This window comes from Porphyromonas sp. COT-108 OH1349, from assembly GCF_000768755.1.
Classification (GTDB): domain Bacteria; phylum Bacteroidota; class Bacteroidia; order Bacteroidales; family Porphyromonadaceae; genus Porphyromonas_A; species Porphyromonas_A canoris.
In genome coordinates this window covers 1-25,481 of sequence record NZ_JRAH01000024.1, presented here as the reverse complement: position 1 = coordinate 25,481, position 25,481 = coordinate 1, and the positions used below count along the sequence as shown (strand labels likewise).

Annotated in this window: 20 protein-coding genes and 2 tRNA genes; 12 read left to right on the top strand and 10 right to left on the bottom strand. The window is 46.1% G+C overall.

Features of this window, described 5'->3' with window-relative positions; translation table 11 throughout:
- Positions 1 to 24: 24 nt before the first annotated feature.
- The 3 genes from JT26_RS06505 to JT26_RS06495 all read right to left on the bottom strand — a co-directional run bounded on the left by JT26_RS06505 (position 25) and on the right by JT26_RS06495 (position 6,199).
- Entirely contained in the window at positions 25 to 924 is a 900-nt protein-coding gene (locus JT26_RS06505; RefSeq protein ID WP_036847868.1) for an NAD kinase, read from the bottom strand.
- Between the two features lie 158 nt (positions 925 to 1,082).
- Entirely contained in the window at positions 1,083 to 3,809 is a 2,727-nt protein-coding gene (gene ppdK, locus JT26_RS06500; protein ID WP_036847865.1) for a pyruvate, phosphate dikinase, read from the bottom strand.
- Positions 3,810 to 3,859: 50 nt separating this feature from the next.
- A complete protein-coding gene (locus JT26_RS06495) occupies positions 3,860 to 6,199 on the bottom strand; it encodes a transglycosylase domain-containing protein (RefSeq protein WP_052110408.1) in 2,340 nt (779 codons plus the stop codon).
- Between the two features lie 1,161 nt (positions 6,200 to 7,360).
- Here JT26_RS06495 and aroQ point away from each other — a divergent pair.
- From aroQ to JT26_RS06450, 9 genes are all read left to right on the top strand, one after another.
- A complete protein-coding gene (gene aroQ, locus JT26_RS06485; RefSeq protein ID WP_036847860.1) occupies positions 7,361 to 7,792 on the top strand; it encodes a type II 3-dehydroquinate dehydratase in 432 nt (143 codons plus the stop codon).
- A gap of 52 nt (positions 7,793 to 7,844) precedes the next feature.
- Positions 7,845 to 9,290 (top strand): pyruvate kinase, encoded by a 1,446-nt coding sequence (gene pyk, locus JT26_RS06480; protein ID WP_036847857.1) that lies wholly within the window; start codon positions 7,845 to 7,847, stop codon positions 9,288 to 9,290.
- Positions 9,290 to 9,970, top strand: a complete 681-nt coding sequence (locus JT26_RS06475) for an O-methyltransferase (RefSeq protein ID WP_052110407.1) — start codon at positions 9,290 to 9,292, stop codon at positions 9,968 to 9,970. The genes pyk and JT26_RS06475 overlap by 1 nt, the downstream gene beginning before the upstream one ends.
- 1 nt (position 9,971) lies before the next feature.
- Complete coding sequence (gene rbfA, locus JT26_RS06470) at positions 9,972 to 10,307, top strand: 30S ribosome-binding factor RbfA (protein WP_036788608.1); 336 nt, start codon at positions 9,972 to 9,974, stop codon at positions 10,305 to 10,307.
- Positions 10,304 to 11,539 carry an FtsX-like permease family protein gene (locus tag JT26_RS06465; RefSeq protein ID WP_036847854.1) on the top strand — a complete coding sequence of 412 codons (1,236 nt, stop codon included), beginning with the start codon at positions 10,304 to 10,306 and terminating at the stop codon, positions 11,537 to 11,539. The genes rbfA and JT26_RS06465 overlap by 4 nt, the downstream gene beginning before the upstream one ends.
- Before the next feature lie 70 nt (positions 11,540 to 11,609).
- Positions 11,610 to 14,087, top strand: coding sequence for a ferrous iron transport protein B (gene feoB, locus JT26_RS06460; protein WP_036847851.1), 2,478 nt, complete (start codon positions 11,610 to 11,612; stop codon positions 14,085 to 14,087).
- Positions 14,088 to 14,104: 17 nt separating this feature from the next.
- The gene (locus JT26_RS10645) at positions 14,105 to 14,281 is read left to right on the top strand and encodes a FeoB-associated Cys-rich membrane protein (RefSeq protein WP_152566521.1); all 177 of its coding nucleotides are present in this window, start codon (positions 14,105 to 14,107) and stop codon (positions 14,279 to 14,281) included.
- A gap of 58 nt (positions 14,282 to 14,339) precedes the next feature.
- Positions 14,340 to 14,413 (top strand) — tRNA-Arg (locus tag JT26_RS06455).
- Between the two features lie 12 nt (positions 14,414 to 14,425).
- Positions 14,426 to 14,499: transfer RNA gene (locus JT26_RS06450), tRNA-Arg, on the top strand.
- Between the two features lie 321 nt (positions 14,500 to 14,820).
- Here the strand turns inward: JT26_RS06450 and msrA are convergent.
- Both msrA and hemN read right to left on the bottom strand, forming a co-directional pair.
- The gene (gene msrA / locus JT26_RS06445) at positions 14,821 to 15,375 is read right to left on the bottom strand and encodes a peptide-methionine (S)-S-oxide reductase MsrA (RefSeq protein ID WP_052090027.1); all 555 of its coding nucleotides are present in this window, start codon (positions 15,373 to 15,375) and stop codon (positions 14,821 to 14,823) included.
- Positions 15,376 to 15,387: 12 nt separating this feature from the next.
- Entirely contained in the window at positions 15,388 to 16,767 is a 1,380-nt protein-coding gene (gene hemN, locus JT26_RS06440) for an oxygen-independent coproporphyrinogen III oxidase (protein WP_036847890.1), read from the bottom strand.
- Positions 16,768 to 17,081: 314 nt separating this feature from the next.
- Between hemN and JT26_RS10205 the strand changes: the two genes are divergently transcribed.
- Both JT26_RS10205 and JT26_RS06430 read left to right on the top strand, forming a co-directional pair.
- The gene (locus JT26_RS10205; protein WP_052110406.1) at positions 17,082 to 17,981 is read left to right on the top strand and encodes a hypothetical protein; all 900 of its coding nucleotides are present in this window, start codon (positions 17,082 to 17,084) and stop codon (positions 17,979 to 17,981) included.
- 7 nt (positions 17,982 to 17,988) lie between these two features.
- A complete protein-coding gene (locus tag JT26_RS06430; RefSeq protein ID WP_036847847.1) occupies positions 17,989 to 18,936 on the top strand; it encodes an SPOR domain-containing protein in 948 nt (315 codons plus the stop codon).
- 87 nt (positions 18,937 to 19,023) lie between these two features.
- Here the strand turns inward: JT26_RS06430 and JT26_RS10640 are convergent, their stop codons facing one another.
- The 5 genes from JT26_RS10640 to JT26_RS06405 form a co-directional block, all read right to left on the bottom strand.
- A complete protein-coding gene (locus JT26_RS10640) occupies positions 19,024 to 19,230 on the bottom strand; it encodes a hypothetical protein (protein ID WP_152565554.1) in 207 nt (68 codons plus the stop codon).
- Between the two features lie 791 nt (positions 19,231 to 20,021).
- Positions 20,022 to 20,705: a tRNA (guanosine(37)-N1)-methyltransferase TrmD gene (gene trmD, locus JT26_RS06420; RefSeq protein ID WP_036788589.1), complete on the bottom strand. Its 684-nt coding sequence runs from the start codon at positions 20,703 to 20,705 to the stop codon at positions 20,022 to 20,024.
- Between the two features lie 28 nt (positions 20,706 to 20,733).
- Positions 20,734 to 21,969: a hypothetical protein gene (locus JT26_RS06415; protein ID WP_036847840.1), complete on the bottom strand. Its 1,236-nt coding sequence runs from the start codon at positions 21,967 to 21,969 to the stop codon at positions 20,734 to 20,736.
- A gap of 69 nt (positions 21,970 to 22,038) precedes the next feature.
- Positions 22,039 to 22,959 carry a lipoyl synthase gene (lipA, locus tag JT26_RS06410; RefSeq protein ID WP_036788583.1) on the bottom strand — a complete coding sequence of 307 codons (921 nt, stop codon included), beginning with the start codon at positions 22,957 to 22,959 and terminating at the stop codon, positions 22,039 to 22,041.
- A gap of 8 nt (positions 22,960 to 22,967) precedes the next feature.
- A complete protein-coding gene (locus JT26_RS06405; RefSeq protein ID WP_036847837.1) occupies positions 22,968 to 25,145 on the bottom strand; it encodes a S9 family peptidase in 2,178 nt (725 codons plus the stop codon).
- Positions 25,146 to 25,213: 68 nt separating this feature from the next.
- Between JT26_RS06405 and JT26_RS11095 the strand changes: the two genes are divergently transcribed.
- Positions 25,214 to 25,345, top strand: coding sequence for a hypothetical protein (locus JT26_RS11095; protein ID WP_255359389.1), 132 nt, complete (start codon positions 25,214 to 25,216; stop codon positions 25,343 to 25,345).
- Positions 25,346 to 25,481: the final 136 nt, after the last annotated feature.

Below are 25,481 nucleotides of genomic sequence, written 5' to 3'. Positions count from 1 at the left end.
ACCTATCAATATATATGCCAAGTCTTAGACCTCTCTCGGATCTATACCCCACATCAACTTATCTCTAAGAGTCTGATAAAAGTTGTATCCGGAGATCTGAATGGATCGGATGCTCTCCTTTGATTTTTTCAGACAGAGCACCGTGTTGCAACTTAAAGAGGTAGTCTTTCCGTCGGCGACAAGGAGGAAAGAGAGATTTCGAGCAGAAACCTTCAAACGAATCTCGGAATCATCTGCAACAACAAGCGGTCTCATATTCAGCATGTGAGGAGCTACAGGAGTAAGGCAAAATGTCGAGGTATTAGGAGCTATGATAGGACCATTAACGCTAAGAGAGTAAGCGGTAGAACCGGTAGGAGTAGAGATGATGAGTCCATCCGCCAGATAGGTGGCTACTCTCTGATCGTCAATCTGAGCCTCAATGGAAATCATAGAACCTGAATCTTTCTTCGAGACAACTACTTCGTTCAAGACTGTACCCTGTTCGGTAGTATGCCCCTCTTTTTCTGTATAGATATCTATCATGGAACGTTCTATGACACGATACTCTTTCCTAAGAATATGTTCCCATGCCTGCCTGAATACATCTCCGGATATTGCAGCCAAGAAACCGAGTCTGCCAAGATTGACACCCAATACAGGGAGTTTATACTCCATCACTTGCCATGCTGTACGCAGATAAGTGCCATCTCCCCCAATGCTAATGGCAATAGTATCCTTATCTTTTAGAATAGCCACTGGCAAAGAGGTCATATCCGTAAAGGAATTGACATCTTTCAAAACCACTTTTTTGCTTTCCAAGAATTTAAGAAACTCCAGATGAATCCAAACTTTCACACCACTCTCATCTATGATTCTAAAGATGTCTAATAGTGTTTCAAGGGGTTTCGATGGATATTTTGATCCAAAGATAATCGCTGTCATGGCTATTGGGTTAGATTTTTAAGTAATCCGGCTGTTATAGCTTTACCTGTCTGCAAATTTAATAAAAATGTTGTGGCAAATAGTAATAAAAAGATCGCAACACTCTTTGAGTGCTGCGATCTAATATCAAGTATTTCTATGTACTTGTACTATGACGATTATGCTTCCTCTATTGCCGCTTGTGCCGCTGCAACACGTGCAATAGGCACACGGAATGGAGAACATGATACATAGTTAAGACCTACTTTGTGACAGAACTTCACTGATGAAGGCTCACCTCCGTGCTCACCACAGATACCACACTTAAGCTCCGGACGTTTTGCACGACCCTTTTCTGTAGCCATCTTAACAAGTTGACCAACACCATTTTGGTCTAATACTTGGAATGGGTCCACCTTCAAGATCTTCTTTTCCAAATAGATTGGAAGGAAAGAAGCAATGTCGTCACGAGAATAACCAAATGTCATCTGAGTAAGGTCATTGGTACCGAATGAGAAGAACTCTGCCGATGCAGCGATCTTGTCTGCAGTAAGAGCCGCACGAGGAATTTCGATCATGGTACCAACCTTATAGTCTATACGATCGCCGTACTCTTCAAATACCGCTTCGGCTGTTGCACGAATAACATTCTCTTGCTCCTTGAACTCATATACGATACCTGTTAGAGGAACCATGATTTCCGGTTCAGACATTACACCTTCTCTCTTAAGTTCGAGAGCTGCAGAGATAATGGCACGTGTCTGCATTTCTGTAATTTCCGGATAGGTATTACCCAAACGGCAACCACGATGACCAAGCATTGGGTTATGTTCCATTAAGCTTGATACACGATGACGGATAACTTCTACATCAAGTCCCATATCTTTAGCCATCTCCTCTTGTCCCTTTGCGTCATGAGGAACGAACTCATGCAAAGGCGGGTCAAGAAGACGAACAGTTACAGGATGACCGTGCATTTCACGGAAGATATTCTTAAAGTCTTCTTTTTGGAATGGAAGAATCTTTGCAAGTGCTTCTTTTCTTCCTTCGGTAGAATCTGAAAGAATCATACGGCGCATCGCAACAATCTTTTCACCTTCAAAGAACATGTGCTCTGTACGGCAAAGACCGATACCTTCTGCACCGAAAGAATAAGCTACGGCAGCATCGTGTCCGGTATCTGCATTTGCACGAACTTTCAGACGAGAATATTTGTTGGCAAGCTCCATAAGAGCAGAGAAGTCTACATCCATTTCTGCTGCCTTGGTGTCCACCATGCCTTCATATACTTCTCCTGTTGTACCATTAAGAGAAATGAAGTCTCCTTCACGATAAACCTTTCCATCCACAGTAAGCGTACGAGCCTTGTAGTCTATTTGAAGAGCACCTGCTCCGGACACACAACACTTACCCATACCACGAGCAACAACCGCTGCGTGAGATGTCATACCGCCTCTTGCAGTAAGGATACCTTCTGCCACCTGCATACCTGCAAGGTCTTCCGGAGATGTTTCAAGACGAACAAGGATCACACGTTGTCCGCCTTCGTTGTGTAGTCTGTCGGCATCTTCAGCGAAGAATACAATCTGTCCTGTTGCCGCGCCCGGAGATGCAGGAAGACCTCTTGTAATTACCGTTGCCTTTGCAAGAGCCTTCTTGTCGAATACAGGGTGAAGAAGTTCATCAAGTTTATTAGGTTCGATACGCTTGATAGCTGTCTTCTCGTCAATCTTTCCCTCCTTTAGAAGATCCATGGCAATCTTTACCATTGCCTGTCCTGTACGCTTACCGCTTCTTGTCTGAAGGAACCAAAGCTTACCTTCTTGAACGGTAAACTCCATATCCTGCATATCACGATAGTGCTCTTCGAGTTTTAGTTGGAGTCTGTGAAGTTCTTTGTAGATTTCAGGCATAGCTTCTTCCAAAGAAGGCATTTCGCGTACACGATCTTCTTCAGAAACATTTGCTCTTTCAGCCCAACGTTGAGAACCGATCTTTGTGATCTCACGAGGTGTACGGATACCGGCTACCACGTCTTCTCCTTGAGCATTGATAAGATACTCACCATTGAAAAGGTTTTCACCTGTTGCAGAGTCACGAGAGAAGCATACACCGGTAGCGGATGTCTCACCCATGTTACCGAATACCATTGCCTGTACGTTTACTGCAGTACCCCATTCGGCAGGAATACCTTCCATCTTACGATAGAGGATAGCGCGTTCGTTCATCCATGAACGGAACACGGCCATTACAGCACCCCAAAGTTGCTCATAAGAGTCTGTTGGGAAGTCTTTTCCTGTTTGCTCTTTAACTGCTTTCTTAAAGCGAGCAACAAGAACCTTAAGATCTTCAACAGTAAGATCTGTATCTTGTTCTACTCCTCTTTCTTCTTTCAACTCATCTATAAGAGCTTCAAACGGATCTATTTCTTCCTTGCTGGTTGGCTTCATACCAAGTACCACGTCTCCGTACATCTGAACGAAACGACGGTACGAGTCCCAAGCAAAGCGAGCATTACCTGTCTTACGGATAAGACCTTCTACCACTTCGTCATTAAGACCAAGGTTAAGGATAGTATCCATCATACCCGGCATAGAAGCAGGTGCACCGGATCTGACAGAAAGAAGAAGAGGATTCTCGATGCTGCCAAACTGAGCATTCATAAGACCTTCAATCTTCGCAACTGCTGCTTCTACTTCCGGCTTCAATAGTTCTACTACTTTGTCTTGTCCTACTTCATAGTACTCATTACACACCTCTGTTGTAATAGTAAATCCCGGAGGAACCGGAACACCGATCAAATTCATTTCGGCGAGGTTAGCACCCTTACCTCCCAATAGCAGCTTCATGTCTGCCTTACCTTCGGCTTCTCCATTACCGAAGGTGTAAACTCTTTTTTTTGACATTTTTGGCTTAATTGTTTATATATAAGTGATTACAAAATTATTTATCCTACTTACATAGAAAAGTCCGAATCTATAACTCCCTCCGAAACGGCCTCTGTCTCAAGATTGAACAGATTTCTACATGGAGAGCGATACATTTCGGGCACGTTAAAGTCCTCGTTCGGATTGAGCTTTAACACTTTGTCATTGTATATCTTTTGCATAAACAGAGCGACGATAGGCAGTGCCATGGAAGCACCCTGACCGTCTGCAATAGTATCGAAGTGAATATCCGGATCTTCTCCTCCTACCCAACAACCCGTAGATAAAGAAGGAGTAAAGCACATGAACCACCCGTCGGCGTGTCTCTGAGAAGTACCTGTTTTTCCGCCCATAGGTGCTTTCACGTTGTAGCGATATCTTACCCGGCTACCGGTACCGCCATCCATTACGTTTCGTAACATATAGAGAGTCTTGTACGCGGCTTCTGCCGACAACACCTCATACATCTTAGGCTGGAATGTAGCCAGCACATTTCCATACTGGTCTTCTATCCGTGTGGCGAGCAGAGGTGCTACACGAAGTCCGCCATTGGCAAAAGCAGAGTATCCGCTCACCATTTCCGAAACGGATATATCCGGTGTTCCGAGGCAAATACTCGGTACAGGATCCAAATGTCCTGTGATACCGAAAGATCTCAACAAGTCCACGAACGCGTACGGAGAGAGATGACTCATAAGCCAAGCCGTAACCCAGTTGTCCGACATTTGGAGTCCCCAGTTGATGCTAACCATTTCACCCACTCGTGTGCTCCTTGTATCCTTAGGAGTCCACACCGTTCCGGCTTCGGTCGTAATACTTTGAGGCACATGAAGCATTTCATCACAAGGCGTAAAGCCTTCCCCCATCGCCATGGAGTAGAGAAACGGTTTCATCACGGAGCCGACCTGTCTGCGCCCGAGCGAAACCATGTCATACTGAAACGCTGTATAGTCTATTCCTCCGACGTATGCCTTTACCTGTCCGGTAAGATTATCCATCGCCATAAATCCGCTACGCAGAAAACCCTTATAGTAAAGGATACTGTCTCTTGGGGTCATCACGGTATCTTTATACCCTTTCCACGTAAAGACGTTCATTTCGGTAGGGGTATCGAAAGCGATGTCTATCTCTTTTTCGCTTTTGCCATCAGCTTTCATCTTTCTGTATCTGTCGCTCTGCTCCAAAGATTTGCGCAATATCTTGGCACGTTCCTGCGTAGAAAGATTTCTGGAATAGGGGGCATAGCTTCTGCCCTTCTTCTCTCTCTCAAAGCGTTTTTGGAGATCATTTCCGAGATGTTCTCTTACAGCCTCCTCGGCATAGCGTTGCATTATGGCATTTATACCGGTGTATATCTTCAGCCCATCGGTGTAGAGGTTATAATGCTCCCCGTTGCTCTTCTTATTTTTCTTGCACCAGCCGTAGAGAGGATCCGTAGACCAGGCCACAGAGTCTCTTTCATACTGATCTTTCTGCCACTTTTGATACTTGCTTCTCTCCGGCTTATCTGCCATGAGCACCTGCTTCAGATGCTCTCTGAAATAGGTTGCCAACCCCTCTCTGTGGTTTCTCACACGGAAACGAAGCTCTACCGGGATGTTCTTTAGCGAGTCGCACTCCACGGCGGTCAGGTGTCCGGCTTTCCTCATCTGGTCCAATACCACGTTACGACGCTGCATAGCTCTTTCCGGATAACGCACCGGGTTGTACAACGATGGGTTTTTACACATCCCGACCAGCAGTGCCGCCTGTTCCGTTTTCAGGTCTCTCGGCTTGACATCGAAGTATGTCTTGCAGGCACTCTCTATACCCACTGCCTGGTAGAGGAAGTCGAACTTATTCAGATAGAGATTGATAATCTCCTCTTTGGTATAATATCTCTCAAGTTCGACAGCTATAACCCATTCTATGGGCTTCTGTAAAAGCCGCTCCACCTTGCTGTCTGCGGAAGGAGAATAGAGTTGCTTTGCGAGCTGTTGAGTTATGGTACTACCCCCACCGGCATTCTTCTGCCGCATCAATCCTGTCTTCACTACCGCACGCAAGAATCCGCGCATATCTATACCCGAATGTTGGGTAAACCGGACATCTTCTGTGGATATAAGGGCATTGACAAGAGCAGGAGAGAGATCCTGATAGGTGATGTATATACGATTATTGTTTTTCAAAGCATAAGATCCCAAGAGCTGTCCATCTTCGGAAATCACCTGAGAAGCATACTTATCTATCGGATTTTGAAGGTCTTCAATGGGTGGCATATAGCCTATCTTACCCTTGGCTATAAGAAAGAACATAAGCAGGGTTCCGCTTCCTATCAAAAGGAATAAGCCCCACATGGCTATGAGTAGATATTTCAACCAGCGATTCATATATTCTTCTTAGTTCGTTTAATACGCTTGCAAAGATACATATAATTAGTGATATTCTGCATCCCCGTATCGGAAGTTAAAAACCACCCAACATCAAACACTTAAGCGGTGTTAATATCACGGGAAAAGCGTACACTTGGAAACGATAAAAAGAGAATGTGGAAAGGGGGAATAAAAGGAGGAGTCATTACCTCATTCCGAAAGCCACACGCATCATTTCGGACACAATGCAAATCAATAATTATCAACTACTTTCTTCGTAAAACAGAGCCGGACTTATACAATAAACCGGGAACAACCAAAGAAGGCACAAGACCATCTATCCCGATTAAGCCACTCCTCCAATTTTCTTTTTACATCATCAATTATCAAAATCAAGACATCACAAAAATAAATATCACATTTGCACACCGCCATAATTTCAAACAAAGACCCATTTATAACATTTCTTTTATATAAAAACTCCCCAAAAGGTTCGTGTTTCACCCCTAAAAATTCCTTCCGAAAGAGGATTTTTTGAAGAAAAATAGAGCCAATCCTATCAAGAACGACACAAACCACTCACAAACAACAAGATAAGAAAGAGGGCTGATTTCAGAATTTTTCTCCTCTCGGTCGGTTTCATGGGCTGTTTTCGAGTTAATAAAGATCAATTTATCCCCATTGTTGTGTTTAGAAATCTTAATGAAGAAATCACGCCAAAGAGCCTCAAAAAATGGAGCAAAACGATAAACACCTAATTATCAGCACACTAATAAAAATTCTAAACACGTTAATTGAATCCGGTAAACGTATTAAATGAAATCAGTAAACGTGTTCACTGAAAAATTAAACACGTTAAGCCGACAAAATATATTGCTTTACCGTTTTGGGTGAACAGGCATCGAAATTTGTGTTAATAAAACGACCCCGATTTAACAACTCGGATGTGCTCTGAAAACAACCCGAAAAGAGAAAATAGAGAAAGGAGAAAAACGCATTTTCCAGAGGGGATGAAATATATAAAAACAGAGGCCCACTCGTGAGGCAAACGAATGCAAAAAGGATCTCAAATACCAACCTTTTTGCATCTTACAACGACCGATACTTTTTCAACACCTCTATTTTATAAAGTGAAGCAATTATCCTACCTTTGTGTAATAAGAAATAGAGATTGCGGATATGAAGATAATTCACATCATCAACGGCCCCAACTTGAACCTTTTGGGCGAACGAGAGCCTGAGATATACGGGAGTACGGACTTTGAGGAATACTTGGAGAAGCTGAGAGATATATACCACAACGTGGATATCAGATATTTCCAAAGCAACCATGAAGGCGAGATCATAGACTATCTGCACGATATAAGATCGCTCTCCGGAGGCATTGTTCTCAATCCGGGAGCTTTGACGCACTACTCCTATGCCCTTAGAGATGCCATCGCTGCCATAAGTGTTTCTGTGGTGGAGGTGCACATATCCAATCTCTACAAGCGGGAAGAGTTCAGACAGAAGTCGGTCACGGCTGCAGAAGCAGCAGGAATACTTTCCGGCTTTGGGCTGGATGGCTACAGACTTGCCATAGCCCACTTGTTGTCGAGACGTAACGGATAGTCCGAGAAAGGTTTATCCGAAGCGGATATATTAAAGATTTAGAAAAACAGATATGAAGAAAGCGACCAAAATCGTAGCAACGATATCGGACAGGAAGTGCGACATCCCTTTTCTTAAAGAGCTTATAGAGGAGGGTGTCAATGTTGTCAGGCTCAACTCTGCACATATGGACAGAGAGGGCTTTGACCGGGTAGTGAATAACACTCGCGCCGTAGCCGGGGATATTGCTATCTTAATGGACACGAAAGGACCGGAGATCCGGACAACGATATGCAGCGAACCCATAGAGTTTAGAAGAGGAAGCACCGTTCTGCTGAAAAGCGATCCGGATACACCTACAACCAAAGAGTGTATCTGCGTAACCTATCGGGATCTTCACAAGGATATAGCTCCCGACTCTCACATCCTTATAGATGACGGACTTTTGGAGCTTTGCGTCATAGAGAAGACTCCGGATAAGATCGTCTGCTCTGTACTTAACGATGGTATCTTGGGTAGCAGAAAGAGCGTAAATGTACCGGGTGTCAGGATCAATCTGCCCTCTCTCACTCCAAGAGACATAGAGACCATCAACTACTGCATAGAGAAAGACGTGGACTTTATAGCACACTCTTTCGTCAGAAACAAGCAGGACGTCTTGGACATCCAAGAGATTTTGGATCGCCACAACAGCCCTATAAAGATCATCGCAAAGATTGAAAACCAGGAAGGTATAGACAATATAGATGAGATATTAGACCATGCCTTCGGTATCATGATAGCACGGGGAGATCTCGGCATAGAGGTACCGCAAGAGAAAATTCCGGCGATACAGAGTCTGCTCATACGGAAAGCCATTGCGAAGAAAAAGCCCGTGATAGTGGCAACACAGATGTTGCACACCATGATATACTCGCCTCGCCCCACAAGAGCCGAGGTCTCCGATGTTGCCAACGCTATTTTTTACAGGACGGATGCCGTGATGCTCTCCGGAGAGACCGCCAATGGGAAATATCCGGTAGAGGCTGTAAGAACCATGACGAGCATTATAAGAGAGGCAGAGAAAAGCAAGCTCGAAGAGCAGGATATAAGGGTGCCGATAGAGCCTCAAGACTTAGACGTCACCTCTTTTCTATCCAAACAAGCCGTGAAGAGCATCAGTAAACTGGGAGTTAAAGCGATTGTTACAGACAGCTTTACCGGGCGCACTTGCAGAAATATTGCTGCATACAGAGGGCGTGCCACCGTATTTGCAATATGTTATAAAGAACGAACGGCACGAGAGCTTGCTCTCTCCTATGGTGTAAAGGCCGTTGTACAAGAGAAGTGCGGAGGTAAGATAGACTACTATATCGGTGCGCTGAAAGAGCTTTTGCGCACGGGACAGATAGAGAAAGAGGATATGGTTGCCTACGTCAGCGGTACTTTGGCAGAAGAAGTGGGTACAACGAGATTGGAACTGAATAAAGTGCAGGAGGCTTTGGACTTCTACCATAAAAACAACCCCGATAAGCAGTAATGATATCCGGACAGAACGATAAAACAGAGGCAGAACTGCTGGCTTTGGAGGAGTACATACTGGAGCACATATCTCCGGAACCACCGCTCCTCAAAAAGCTGTACAGGGATGCGCATACCCATCTGGTGAGACCGAGAATGATGTCCGGGCATCATCAGGGGCGTTTGTTGGCTCTTCTGTCCAAGCTCAAATCTCCCCGAAACGTTATCGAGATAGGCACTTATACCGGCTATGCCACACTCTGTCTGGCTGAGGGATTATCCGAAAAAGGAGTAGTCCACACCATTGAGCTGAACGATGAAATGGAGGATTTCCTCAGACGATATTTCGACCAAAGTGAATGGAAAGAGCATATTCGTCTCTACTTTGGCGATGCTTTGGATATCCTTCCCTCTCTTCCGCTTGAGGAGACAGACATCGTATATATAGATGCCAATAAGAGGCACTACATCGAGTACATCAAGCTGGTTTTGAAGCGGCTGCCGGTGGGTTCGCTCATCATCTCCGATAATACTCTTTGGGACGGGAAAGTGATAGAACCGGAAGCGCAGGACGAGCAAACGGTATCCATCAGAAACTTTAACGACTATCTTTTAGAGCAGCCCGAACTCTCCACCGTTATACTCCCTCTGCGAGACGGACTCACTCTAAGCATTAAACAAACAGACACACGACAATAGTATGGACAATAAAAGAATGAGCATGATCTCCCGTCTGATCCAAAAAGAGCTGGGAGAGCTTTTCCTCCTTGAGACTAAAAAAACTCCGGGAGTACTGATCACCGTGAGCGAAGTACGCGTAACGCCGGATCTTAGTCAGGCAAGAGTGTTCCTCAGTATCTTTCCGGACAGTAAGGCTGACGAGCTGATAAAAGCAATTCAACAGAATTCAGCGACAATCCGATACGACTTTGGGAAGCGAGTACATACACAGCTGCGAATCATTCCGGAGCTTATCTTCCTCAAAGATGATAGTGAAAAGATCATAAGTAGAATAGATGAGCTGTTGAAGCAATGATCTTTAATAAGTGGAAGACAATCCTGTTCATTGCATGGAGATACTTCCATGCTCCGAAATCCACACACGCTGTAAACATTATCGCAACCATTGCCACATCTTCCATTGCCGTGGTTGGTATTGCGATGGTCATTCTCTTTTCCGTCTTTAACGGCTTTGAGAGTTTCACGAAAGGGCTGTACAAAAATTTCACTCCCGACCTGATCGTAGAGCAGAAAGAGGGTAAGCCTTTTTCTTTAAGCTCTGTCGCCGAGCTGTTGGACAATGATCTGGACATAGAGAAATACGCTTTCGGACTGAAAGGTCAAGCCATGCTGGTGTTTGAAGAGAATACCATCCCGGTCATTCTCTATGGTATAGACGACCATTTTTCTCAAATTGTTCCGTTTCATCAAAGCCTGTTTGATGGAGAGTTTCTACTTGAAAAAGACTCTCTTCCACAGCTCATAATGGGAGTAGGGATAGCTTCCAAGCTGGGAGTCAATGCCGGTATGGATCTGCCGGTACAGATTATCGTGCCTCGTCGGATAGGCTCTCTATCCATGGTAAGACCGGATAGAAACTTCAGGACATCCGATGTCTTCATCTCCGGAGTATTTCGAGTGGATCAGAGTGAAGACGGTACAATATCTTTTCTTCCCATTGAGCTTCTCCGCACACTCCTTCAGTACGAATCGGATACCATAAGCGAAATATCTCTGAAACTTGCTCAAGAAAGCACCACAAAACGAACAGCGGAAAGACTGTCTCGCTTGCTGGGAAGCAATTTTGTGGTCAAAGACCGGGAACAACAGCACCCCGACATCTTCCGAATCAATAAGATCGAAAAATGGATCTCCTTTTCCATCCTTCTGTTCGTACTCCTGCTCTCTCTGTTTAGCATTGTAAGCACATTAGGGATGCTTATCATCGAGAAGCGTAAAGACACAGAAACGCTCAGAGCATTGGGTGCAGAAAAGTGGATGACCAGAAGTATCGTCATCACGGAAGGGTTTATACTCTCCTTTATGGGAGGGGTTATAGGAATAGCCACAGGTATCTTCCTGGTGGTCTTACAGGCACAGTTCGGTTTTGTAAAGCTTGCCACCTCGAACAGTGGAGCTTTTCTCATAGACTCTTATCCGGTAGAGTTGAGATTCTTGGATATTGTTGTCTCCATTTTCACGATCTTATTGGTAGGTTTCTTGAGCAGCCTCATCGCTTACAAGATATTCGGAAACAAAAAAAGCTGATCGATACCATTCACTTAAATAACTATATATAGGTATTTTGGGGTATAGACAAAGAAAGTATATTTGAACCATGACAGTAAAACTTTCTGAACTTAAAGAAGGAGAATCCGGTAGTATTGTTGATGTTCGTCTAACCGGGCATTTTAGAAAACGTATTCTCGAAATGGGATTTGTTCCGGGGCAGGATGTTCTGGTCGTTCGTAATGCTCCGCTGCAAGACCCGATAGAGTACAAGGTAATGAACTATGAGGTCTCTCTTCGTAGAAAAGAGGCTCAACATATCTATGTAAATAAGAGTTTAAGCAAGGAGCACAGCACCAACGCATCGGCTCCTGTCGTTAAGCACGACCCCAATATCCATCCCGATATTTTAGGGAATGGGACAAAAAAAGAGATCCCTGCCGATACAAAAATCTCCGTTGCATTTTTAGGCAATCCGAACTGCGGAAAAACCTCTCTGTTTAATGCTTGTTGCGGAACACACGAACACGTGGGCAACTATTCCGGTGTTACGGTCGATGCCAAGCATGGCAAGTATAAAACAGGCGACATAAACTTCGACATCATAGACCTTCCCGGTACTTACTCTCTCACCTCATACAGCCCGGAAGAGAAGTATATAGAGGACTTCCTTGCGGGAGATAAGCGACCGGATGTTATCGTGAATGTCATCAGTGCCACCAATTTGGAGAGACACCTTTATCTCACAACCCAACTGCTTGAGACGGGTATCCCCATGGTTATCGCTCTGAATATGTTCGATGAGTTTGAAGCCAGTGGCAGCAAGCTCAACATACCCTTGTTGTCCCAGCTGTTGGGGACGCCGGTTGTTCCGACCGTAGCGAGAAAAGGAGAAGGAAAAGAGGAGCTGTTCAACTGTGTTCACATGGTCTATGCCGGCTCTTGCACCCTTCAGCGCAAAGTGCCTATGCCTTACTCTTTGGAGATCGTCAAGCATCGGGACGAGTTAACCGAGTTTATACGACAGGCAACAGCAGATCAGCCACACCTTTCATGGTGTCATGGTGCCGAAGAGTATATTGCCATAAAACTCTTGGAAGGTGATCCTCTCTACACCGGCAAGGTGGAAAAAGAGATCCCGAAAGGCGGTTTTCTGCTCACCAAAGCAAGATACATCTCTAAAACATACTCCGAAAGCTACTCTCGACACCTCTCGGATGTAATCACCGATACCCGCTACGGATTTATCAATGGTGCTTTGAGAGAGACGCTCGACTCGAAAGTGAATCATCTCAAAGGCAGAGATCAAAAGATAGACTACTGGCTCACGCATCGTATTTGGGGCTTCCCTATCTTTCTCCTCTTCATGTACCTGATGTTCCAAACCACATTCACATTGGGAGAATACCCTATGGAATGGATAGAAGCAGGTGTCGCGTGGCTGGGAGAAGCGGTACGAAGCATTCTTCCGGAAGGGGCTCTTCAAGACCTTATCTGTGATGGTATCATAGGAGGAGTAGGGGGTGTTATAGTCTTCCTGCCCAATATCATGATCCTCTATGTCTTTATATCCTTTATGGAAGACACCGGATACATGGCGCGGGCAGCCTTTATCATGGACAAGCTGATGCACTCCATGGGTATTCATGGGAAGAGTTTCATCCCCCTTATCATGGGCTTCGGATGCAATGTTCCGGCTATCATGGCAACCAGAACGATAGAGAGCAAAAACAGCAGACTCATCACGATGCTGATACTTCCCTTTATGAGTTGCAGCGCAAGGCTTCCGGTCTATATTCTACTCACGGGTGCGTTCTTCAGTGCCTACGCCGGGACTGTGGTTTTCTCCATCTACATTATAGGTATACTGCTTGCACTGCTCACGGCATTCTTCCTCAGAAAATTCTTTATCAAGGAAGAAGATGTGCCTTTCGTTATGGAGCTGCCTCCTTATCGCCTTCCCACCACTCAGAGTATTCTGTTGCACATGTGGGATAAAGCTAAGCAGTATCTCACCAAAATGGGTACCACCATCCTGCTTGCCTCTATTGTGATATGGTGTTTAAGCTACTTCCCAAGAGGAAACGAAGCAGACATTGCAACGGGTATAGAGCAGATGAAAGCAGAGAACAGCACGCTCCAAGACCTCTCCGACGATCAGTTGGCATCCATGTATCAGCAGGAAAACTCCTACATAGGCAAGATGGGAAAAGCTCTCCAACCGATATTCTCACCCATGGATTATGATTGGAAGCTGACCATGGCACTGCTTAGCGGACTGCCTGCCAAGGAAGTTGTGGTAAGTACTATGGGAGTGTTGTACACCGGAGACATGGAAAACGAAGCCGGACTACAGGACAGGCTTTCTCAAGCCACACTTTCCGACGGTTCTCCCGCCTATACTCCGGTGATGATGTTCTCCTTCATGCTGTTTGTTCTGGTCTATTTCCCCTGTATTGCAACGATAGTTGCGATCGGCAGAGAGAGCGGCAGTGCGAAGTGGGCACTCTTTAGTATGATATATTCCTGCTCTTTGGCTTGGTTGGTTGCGTTTGTTGCCACACTGGTCGGAAAGCTGTTCACATAGTCCTCATCGCTACAACCATGCTTCAAGACATTATAGTATATATCATCATAGGTGTTGTAACGCTCATTCTGCTACGGAATGCGGCGAAGCTTTTCAAGGCTCCGAAAGAGAACGACAAGTGTCCGGGCTGCAATGCTTGCGATATAGGCAAAAAGAGTCATAAAGGGAAAGAGATTGACAAAAAAGCAGAGTAGCGTTTTGATATATCCTAAAGAATACCTACCTTTGCACCGTCTTTCCTGAGAAGGATAGGGTCGCGTAGCTCAACTGAATAGAGCATCTGACTACGGATCAGAAGGTTACAGGTTTGAATCCTGTCGCGATCANATGATTATATCGGTCGCGTAGCTCAACTGAATAGAGCATCTGACTACGGATCAGAAGGTTACAGGTTTGAATCCTGTCGCGATCACACAAAGATTATTGCAGAAAGGCTGCTGAAGATCTCTCTTCGGCAGTCTTTTTTTTCGTTTAACCCGTTTGCAAAATGAGCTAAACACTATTATAAACCGGTCTAAAAGTACATAGAATCCGGATTCAAGGCTTGATTTGTAGAAATCAACATTTGATCTGCACAATTCAAAGCCCGGTCTACAGAAATCGAACTTTGAAAAAGAGTTCCGAACACGATAAACGGAAAATATTAAAGTGGTAAGAGGATATTTCGGAAGCGTTAAAAAGAAAAGTCCGACACCATTGCCGGACTCTCTTTGTCTATCTTTGCAGAGGCGGACTACTCGTTTCGCCTCTTCTCATCCTTTTCTATCTGTTCGGTAGGGCAAACAAAGGTCTTTGCCAAAGCAAAGTTTTCAAGAGCCACATGGCAATACCCTGCGGGATTGGCGGTGAGATACTCTTGATGATACTCCTCTGCACTGAAATAGTTCTTCAACGGCATGCACTCCACAACGATACTCTTCGTGTACTTTTTCTGCAGTAGAGCCAGGCTGTCTGCAATAATAACGGCATCCTTCGGATCTGTATAGTAAACTCCCGTACGGTACTGCGTTCCGACATCTCCACCTTGCTTGTTGAGAGAAGTGGGGTTGATGATGCGATAAAAAGCAGACAGCAGGTAGCTCAAAGCTATTTTGGAGGGGTCGTAAATCACTCTTACGGTCTCCACTGCCTCTGTCCGTCCGCTGCACACCTCCTTATAAGTGGGGGTGGCAATAAGGCTGTTGGCATATCCTACCTGTGTAGAGCAAACGCCGGCAATCTTCTTGATATAGTGCTCCACTCCCCAAAAGCAACCTCCTGCGAGGTATATTTCTCTTGTCTGTTCCATCTGTTTATCTGTTTATATTGGTTTGCTGTATCCGGCAGGAGCTTTAGGATTGTAGTGAATATCAAAGCACGCTGCAACGTTTCGTACAAAAGCATGTGCGCTTTTCTCCATGACAATCTCTCCGGTATCTTCATCCACCGAGCAGAGTCCGTCCTCCGCCATCTCTTTTAGAGCATCATACTTGAGAAATGATATGGTATGCAGGCTATCCGTATCTATGCCGAAATCGGAAAGTATCCGGAGAGGATTGCAGCGGTAGTTGCACATCAGTTCGGTAATGATCTCTTTAATAACCTGCTCTTCTTCGGTAAGGCTGTACCCGGTAACTGCGGGAAGCGTATCACGATTCAGGAATGAGTAGTAGGTCGAAATATCTTTACAGTTTTGGGCGTATGAGCCGTAAAGCTGAGAGATACCCGTAACACCCAAGGCGTAAACCTGCCCGGTAATCTCTTTTGTGCAGTAGCCCTGAAAGTTTCGATGCAGACTTCCCTCTTGAAGAGCCATTGCCAAAGCGTCCGTAGGAAGTACAAAGTGGTCCAGCCCGATCTGTACATAACCTCTCTCCAGGGCGATGCCTAATGTCTTGGAATACATCACAGCTTTCTCATGCGGGGTGGGCAGCCCTACTCTTTCCAATGCTTTCTGTATGGGATGAACCCATGGAACGTGAGCATAAGAAAAGGTTACGACTCTGTCCGGTCTCAGATCCAACACCGCTTCGATGGTTTTACCGAACGACTCTGCCGTCTGCAACGGAAGACCGTATATAAGATCTATGTTGATCTCGATACCATTGGAACGCAGGAGAGAGACAATCTCGTGAAGAGGGAGCTTGCTCTCTGTCCGTTTTACCTGCCGTAAGACTTTGCTGTCTATATCCTGAATACCGATGCTCATCCTCGTAAATCCCATATCTATAAGGCTTTTCCAAGCCTGCTCATCCAGGTATCCGGGATGACATTCGATAGCCACCTCTGCTTCGGGTGCGATGACAAACTTCGATCGTATCGCTTCCAAAATTTTCTTTATATGGTTCAATGGGATAGAGGTCGGCGATCCGCCACCGAAATGGATCTGATAAACCTTTCGGAGAGGGTCTATCTTTTGAGACAACAGCTCCAATTCTTTGAGAAGATAGTCCACATAAAGAGCCACCCCATCCCCCTCTTTCGGCATCACTTGCTTATTACAACCGCAATAGAGACACAAGCTGTTGCAGAACGGAATGTGTATGTAGAAGGAGAGTTTGTCCGTACCATTACTATTGGAAAGCAACAGATCTGTCTCGTACCGCACAGAATCGTACAAAGGAGAGAACAGATTTGCCGGCGGATAGCTGGTATATCGTGGAACAGGAATATTATATTTATTTAGAATTTCTGCTTTCATCGACACGAAGGTACATATTTTTAATATATCTACAGCCTTGAGTATAAAGGAGAAAAAGGAGTATTTATCCCCGAAAAAGAGCAAGAATAAAGCTCCTATACTCATTTTTTGCTACATTTGTAGGGAGAAGAGTAGTGCGGTAGAAGCAGAGCAACAAAGCTTTCGGACTCTTTGCCGGAGTTTTGCTCTGCTGATGTGTCGCAAATTCAATCTCATCAACACCTCTTTTTCACTTTCAACCATGATGGTTAAAAGATAAGAGGAGACAAAACAAATGGATATTTATAACATCTAAATAACAGAAAAACAGAGCTATGAAGAGAAAAATGACGCTAATATCATTTGCTTGGGTCCTTTTGGCATCCATGAGTTTTGGTGTTTATGCCGCAACAGAGGAGACAGTGAATACAGTAGAAGAAACTCAGACACCTCCTTCTCAACCGGCGAAGAAGAGACAATACACCATCATCGTGGGTGATACGGATAAAGAGACCACATACTCTCACCGAGAGAGAAGATTGGTTATGGGAAAAGACATTACCGGAAGAAAAGATGTGTATCGTGGATACTCCAAGACAGCACATTTCAGTGGCTTCGGAGTAGGCTTCATATCTATGAGTCCTATGGATGACAGCGGTAAGGATATGGCGAGAAATGTGGATATGTCTTCGTCTTTGAAGTACGATCTCTCTTTCTTTGATGTCAAATATTCATTGGGAGCGAATAATCTTAGCTTTGTCAGCGGTTTGGGTATCGAGTTCAACTCCATCCACTTTACCAAGAACCACTTCTTGAACTTTGCCAAAAATCAAGCATTCGTTACCGATGACATCCCGGCAGGCAAGAATATGTCCAATGCGAGATTTCATACGACATACCTGAAAATCCCTGCTCTTATAGAGGTAAACAGCGGTAAGCGACACGGGACATCATCACCGATGTTCTTCAACTTCGGTGTTTTGTTCAAGGTAAAGACAGCATCAAGCTCGAAAGTTTGGTGGGCAGCATCGGAAGAGAATCACTCTGCATCCAAGCAGATCATAGATAAAGGCTTGGGACTAAGACCTGTACACCTCGACTTTATCGTCCAAGCAGGTATAGGCAACTTCGGTCTTTTTGCAACCTACTCCCCTATCTCTCCTTTCCAAAAAGATTTCGGACCGAATGTTTCGACATTCAGCACAGGTCTGAAGCTCTATTTCTCCCAATGGTAAACCGATCATGCAAAGAGTAGTACAACATCTGCAGCGCTGTCTGTTCAAGCATCCGTGTGTGGTGGTACCACAGTTGGGTGCATTTATAAAAGCCGAAGAGCACTCTTCCACAGGGGGAATGCTCGGACCGGGTAAGGTATCGCTCTGCTTCAATGCCGAGTTGAAACACGTCTCGGACGGTATTCTGATACACAGCTATGTCGCTCGGTACGGCATAAGTTACAGAAGAGCAGAACAGATGTTGACGAAAGATGTAGAAGCTCTACTGCATCATCTCGGCAGCCGTACCTATGTGGAGCTGGAGGAGATCGGTCGCATTCGCTTGGGACACAGTTCGGAAGGAGCCACTCCCATATTTGAACCGAATCCGAACCATCCGTTTGCAACAAATCTGTACAGCCTTACCGATATTGCTTCTCTGCCCAAGCTGCTTGTTATGGGAGAAGAGACGAAAGAGGTGGCAGATAACACCTATTATCTGCCTATCAATGTGAAAGCATTGAAGTACTTTACTGCCGCCATGGTGATCTTAACGTTGGGTCTGCTGATGCCGTTCCGCGCTGTGGAGACCGAGATGAAAGAGTACCAAGCCGGTTTTGTGCCTCACTTCCTGACAGAGAAAACAGCTGAAACGACAAAAGCGGAAGAACCCGCAGTACCGGTAGAAGCGGAAGCAGTAACCGAAGAAAAGAGCGTGGAAGCTCCTAAGGAGACTCACGTGGAGAGTAACAGATTTCTTGTGGTAATAGCCACACTCTCCACAGAAAAACAGGTGGAAGAGTTTGTCGGCTACCATAAGCTGAACGACTATCCGGAGTTTGGCATAGACCGCAGAGGCAAATCGTACAGACTCTATCTCGGCAACTTTGCCTCCCAAGAGGAGGCTCTGAACAAGATGAGAGAGCTTCATCGGGAGAAGAGATTCAAAGACGCCTGGATATATAAGACGAAATAACTCTATTGAAGTACAAATAAAAAGCTGTGCCGAAGGGATCCCTTTGGCACAGCTTTTCGTTTATAGTCCCGACCAAGCGGGATTGTCCTAAAAGTAATACGAGAAATCCAGTCTTACGGAACGTCCTCTCAAAGGATAAGATGCCGAATGAGACTGTAAAGCATCATGAACGGTGTAGGCAAAAACACTCTTGTTCAGAAGGTTTTCCACGACAAAAGAGAGAATATATTTATCATACTTATATCGGGCAATACCACCCAACAAATTTCCATGGGCATAGAAAAAAATTTCCATGGGCATAGAAAAAAATTTCCATGGGCATAGAAAAAAATTTCCATGGGCATAGAAAAAAATTTCTGTGGCCAAGAAAAAAAATTTCTGTGGCCAAGAAAAAAAATTTCTGTGGCCAAGAAAAAAAATTTCTGTGGCCNAAAAAATTTCTGTGGCCAAGAAAAAAAATTTCTGTGGCCAAGAAAAAAAATTTCTGTGGCCAAGAAAAAAAATTTACGTGGCCAAGAAAAAAAATTTCCGTGGCCAAGAAAAAAAATTTCTGTGGCCAAGAAAAAAAATTTCCGTGGCCAAGAAAAAAAATTTACGTGCGCATAGAAAAAAATTTACGTGCGCACAAAAAAAAATTTACGTGCGCATAGAAAAAAAATTTACGTGCGCACAAAAAAATATTTACGTGCGCACAAAAAAAAATTTACGTGCGCACAAAAAAATATTTACGTGCGCACAAAAAAAAATTTACGTGCGCACAAAAAAAAATTTACGTGCGCACAAAAAAATATTTACGTGCGCACAGAAAAAAATTTCTGCATATACAAAAAAAAATTTCTGCATATGCGAAAAAAATTTTTTGCATATGCAGAAATTTATCCGCGTGCGCACAGAAAAAAAGTTTCGTGAGCTTGGAAGTATTTTTCCGTACTCACGAAACTTTTCACGCGTTGCGAAAGGAGTGTCAAAACCTCCTCTTATTTTTTGATTTTCAATGGCTTATATCAGCTCCTTCGTGCCTTTTCTCCGAAAGCCGGGGAGCCTTTCAGGCAGAGTGCTCTGCGCACCTCTCGGAGCGGGAGGGGCTATCTGTTCGGCTTCAACAGCTCCGGGCGTAGCAGACGGGTGCGCTCTTCGGCTTGTCGGAGACGCCACTCGGCGATTTTTGCCTCATGCCCGGAGAGAAGAATGTCGGGCACTTTCCAGCCGTTGTAGTCCGCAGGGCGGGTATAGACCGGTGCGGAGAGGAGCCCGTCCTGAAAGCTGTCCGAGAGCGCGCTCTGCTCGTCGCCTATGACTCCCGGTATGAGCCGAACCACCGCGTCCGCGATGATGGCTGCCGGCATCTCCCCTCCGGTGAGGACATAGTCGCCCACCGAAATCTCTTTCGTGATGAGATGCTCGCGGATCCGGTGGTCTATCCCTTTGTAGTGTCCGCAGAGAATGATGATGTTCTGCAGCAAAGAGAGTTTGTTTGCCAACGGCTGCGAAAAAAGTTCGCCGTCGGGAGAGGTGAAGATCACTTCGTCGTACGCCCGTTGGCTCTTCAAGTGGGAGATGGCACGATCGACAGGCTCGACCTGAATCACCATGCCGGCTTCTCCTCCGAACGGGTAGTCGTCCACCCGTTTCCACCTGTTCGTGGAGTAGTCCCTGAGGTTGTGGAGGTGTATCTCCGCCAGACCTTTGTCCTGTGCGCGCTTGAGGATGGAGGTGTTGACGCATCCGTCTATCATCTCCGGTATCACTGTGATAATATCTATCCGCATGAGAAACAGTTTTTTTCTGTGGGTCGTCTTATTTCATGTTACAGAGATAGGCATCGAAGGTACGCACGCCCGGCTTACGCTCGCCGCCTATCATCAGAAGCTCGTCTCCCTTGGAGACCAAAACGGCTCCCGCGGTGGAGAAGATCGCAGAGTCTTTCAAGATGTTCCAGCGATCCTGCCTGTGGTCGTACCGGAGCAGACGCGGCGAGAAGCGGTAGCGGCTCTCCGGCTGCAAGAGGTAAGCGCGGTGCTCCTCCTTCAGCCTCGCCTCCGCCTCGGCATCCCGACGGAATACCGCCTTCTTCAGAAGATAACCGCGAGAGATGGCGTCCTGAAACAGCACGGGATCGACACCGCCGACAGCATAAACCGCCCCGGAAACTTGGTCTTGTGCCACGGCGACACCGATAAAGCTGAGCGGAGAACCGGGCATCGCTTCGGGAGCATTCAGCTTCTCCCAGCTCTTCGGTGCACTCAGGTTCAGCTTCCATGCCGTCCTGTGAACGTAAGGCTCTTCTCCCGGAATCCGCACATCGCCACCCGGGAAAAAGCCTCCGAAAAGGAACAGATAGCCGTCGATGACAAAAAGATTGGGCTGGAGCCTTGCACCATCGGGCAGAGAAATCACTTTCGTTGTCTCTCCCGATCTCAACGAAAAGGCATAAAGATCCGTCACAAGCTCCCCATCTTTCCATCCGCCCGTGAAATAAAGACTTTTTCCATGCTCCGCCGCCGCACCTTCGTACCACCCGAAAGGAAGTGCAAACGGATACTTGGAGAGCCTGATCTCCCCGGTGTCTGTCATCTTGGAGAGCATCATGATCTCACCGGAAGCACCTCGCTCTCCCACTCCTCCCACAAGCAATAGCATATCTCCCCCGCCGAGAGAGACAGACGCCCCGTAGGCAAGAGAGCGGGGAAGGAACGAAATGAAAGTTGTCTCCCAACTCTCCCCTTTCCCGGAGAGCGCGTAGAGAGATTTGTAGAAGACTTTCTGTCCGCCGTCTGCCACGGGGATGTCCGGAAAGTTGCACCCGCCACCATATATATATGTATCCCCGACAGCTCCTCCGAACGCTCCGGAAACTCCCTGCAAGAAGCCCGGCTCGGCGTATAACACACTGTCTCTGCTGATCTCTACGGATGAGATGTTCACAACATCGCTATATGACGAAGCCGACCCGCCCTCTCCGCAAGAGAAGAGAGCCAAAGCAAAAGATACGAGCAGCGGTAGGAGTGTCGCCTTTGAGTGTAAGTATTTCATGTCCGAATATCTGAGCGGTAATGCTCCAAGAAGATTTGTTTTTCGAGTGTAAGCCGAAGCCGTTACGAGCTAAGCGCTTCCTTTTCCGATCTTTCTCAGATCGAGTTTCTTTTTCGATGCCTGATTGAAATGGTCGTCTGCATGGTACGAAGAACGCACGAGCGGTCCGCTCTCCACGTGAGTGATGCCGAGACTCTCTCCGAGCTGCTTATAGCGTGCAAACCGGTCGGGATGCACATACTCTTTCACTTCGATGTGCCTCGATGTCGGTTGCAGATACTGCCCGATGGTCAGGGTAGATACTCCGATCGCCGCAATATCTTTCATCAGCTCCACAACCTCTTCTTCTGTCTCTCCCAACCCTACCATGATTCCCGTTTTGGCTATGGCGCCTCTGTCGACAATCTGCTTCAAGACCTTCATACTGCAATCGTAGGTAGCGCGATGTCTGACCTGCGGTGTGAGTCTCCGAACAGTCTCAAGATTATGTCCGATCACGTCCGGTGCTGTCTCTATGACCATATCCACACACGCCTCGTCTCCCTGAAAGTCCGGAATCAACACCTCTATCTTAGTCTCCGGAGAGCGTTTGCGTATCTCGTTGATGCAGCTCGCCCAGTGTCCGGCTCCATAATCCGGCAGATCGTCTCTATCCACGGATGTGATGACTGCGTACTTCAACTTCATCTGCGAAACAGAAGCCGCAAGTCTTAAAGGCTCTACCGGATCGGGCGGAGAGTCGGGCTTTCCGCTCTGAGTGGCACAGAAACGACACGCACGAGTACAGACATTGCCACAGATCATAAACGTAGCTGTCCCTCTGCTCCAGCACTCTGCCTGATTCGGGCACTTTCCGCTTGCGCAGATCGTATTGAGTGCTCCCTGAGAAATGGTTCGTCCGGTGTGCGTGTAGCTGTCTATGCTGGCTCTGCTGATTTTGAGCCATTCGGGTTTACGTATATATGTTCTTCCTGTTTTCTTTTCTACCATTTTCGGAATTAAAGAGATCTGTTCAAAAATCTTAGAATACTGTTGTAGAGATGCTTTCTCGTATTCCCTCCATAGATACTGTGGTTGCGATCCTTATATATCAGCATCTCGAAGTATTTATCCTCCTGCACAAGAGCCTCCACATACTGCATTGTATTTTGGACATGCACGTTGTCATCCGCAGAGCCGTGTACGATAAGAAGATTTCCGGTATGATTCGCTGCTCGCGTCATGACGGAAGTGTGGTCATATCCGGAGTTGTTTTCCTGCGGAGTACGCATGAAGCGCTCCGTGTAGGTAGTATCATACAGACGCCACGATGTAGGAGGAGCTATCGCTATACCTGCCTTGAACACGGGAGAGGTATGAGACATCGCCATGAGAGTAGTGTATCCGCCGAAGCTCCAACCCCAGATAGCCATTCTCTCTTCATCTATATATGGGAAGAGCTTGGCCGTGGCGGTGGCTCCTTCGCACTGGTCTTGCGACTCAAGGAGACCAAGATTGAGATATGTACACTTTTGGAACTCTGCTCCTCGTCCTCCCGTTCCTCTTCCATCAAGAGAGACCACTACGTAGCCGTTCTCAGGGAGCACGTATTCCCAGTCGAACTTAAATCTGTTCTGCACCTCTTGAGAGCCCGGACCACTGTATTGTGTAAACAGAGCAGGATATTTCTTTCCCGGCTCCATATTCTTGGGTGTGATGATATATCCGTTGAGGGTTACTCCGGAAGCGGTGGTTACTTGGAAGAATCTCTTTTGAGCGAACGAATACTCTTTCATCTTGGACAGAAGAGTGGCATTATCTTCGAGCAGCACCATCTCTTTAGCATCCTTTGTTCTGTTGAGCGAGTATCTTGCAGGCGTTTCCATATTGGACGAAGTGAGCAGATAATAGCTCATATCTTTGCTGAATACGGCTCTGCTGTTTCCTTTTTCCGGAGAGAGAGTACGGCTCTTTCCGTTCTTCAGATTTGTTGCCACTATTATCCTGTCCATAGGGGTCGGATAAGCCATGGCATAGATTGCTTCTCCCTGATCCGACACACCGTAAAAAGCAGTAACATCTGCATTGTCTCTGCTGATCTTCTTCTGAACAGCACCTTGTTTGGAATAGAGATAGAGCTGATTATAGCCGCTTTTATCATTGACATAAGTAAATCCGTTCGGAGTATATGCCAGCTGTCTTGCCCATTCCGGGTCTATGTATCTCTCGCTCTTTTCTTCAAGGAGCAGCTTCGAGAGTCCGCTCTTCGGATTCACGGTAAAAAGTCGGAAGTGTGTCTGATTCCTGTTGAGCGTAAACACCTGAAGCGCACCGTGAGCATAATCCAAGCGAGGGATATAGTACTCACCGCGAATCGGCAGTTCTATCACCTCCGTTTTTTTGGAACGAATATCGAACGATCGCAAAGAGATCTCTGCGTTTCTCTCTCCCGGCTTAGGATATTTATAGCGATAATCCTCAGGATAAAGCCCGCTTCCAAACATCTGCATGTTGTAGACCGGAACTTTCGACTCGTCCGTCCGCACAAATATCAGCTGTTCCGAGGAGTCTGCCCACTGCATAAGGTTTGTGGCATAGAGCTCCTCCTCATAGACCCAGTCCGTCGTCCCGTTCAGGATCGCGTTCGGCTTACCATCGGTTGTTACGGCAGACTCGGTATTGTAGTCGAACTTCGCAACATATATATTATTATCCTCCTTCACAAAAGCGCACATCCGCCCATCCGGAGAGAGCGTCGGAATACGCACCTTTCCACCGGAAGCAGACAGAGGCTGCACCAGATTCCGCCTCACATCGTACCGATACGCATTAAACTTCCGACTCCTTCTATATATATACTCCGTATCCTTAAACAGCAGGATCTGCAAACCGTTCGGAGCTATCACATAATCGTCGAACGTCTCAAACTCGCACTCTCTTGCCGTTTTCGTATAAAAGAGCGTATCCACCACCTTTCCTGTGGAATAGCTGCACTTCAGCACGGCTCTGTGATCCCGGCTCACCACGGAATAATGCGCTCCATCCTCCATGGGACGAAATCCCGCACCGGCACTCTTAGCCGAGAACGTTCCGTTCGTGATCGAATCTATCGTAAGCTGCTTCCCTCCGTCCTGTCCGTAAGAGAGCTGAATCGCCCCTGCCGCAACCAATGCGAGTACCGCTAACTTTCTTCTCATAACTACTATTTCTCTGATATTATCAATAAAAACCATCCGTCAAATAGACGAAAACAAAGATAACAATAATGCCCCAATCTCAATCGAATGCCCTCCCCACTCTGCCTCCACTGACGGAAGAATACCAAGCCTCCTTCCATCTCCTCAAAGAGACCGTCCTGCCCTCTCCCATACAAGCCGACAATCAAGACAAAGATTGATAATTACCAATCCGAGAAACGGTAATTACCAAAACAAGAAACAGTAATTACTAATCCACAAAACAGTAATTACTAATCCACAAAACAGTAATTACTAATCCACAAAACAGTAATTACTAATCCACAAAACAGTAAT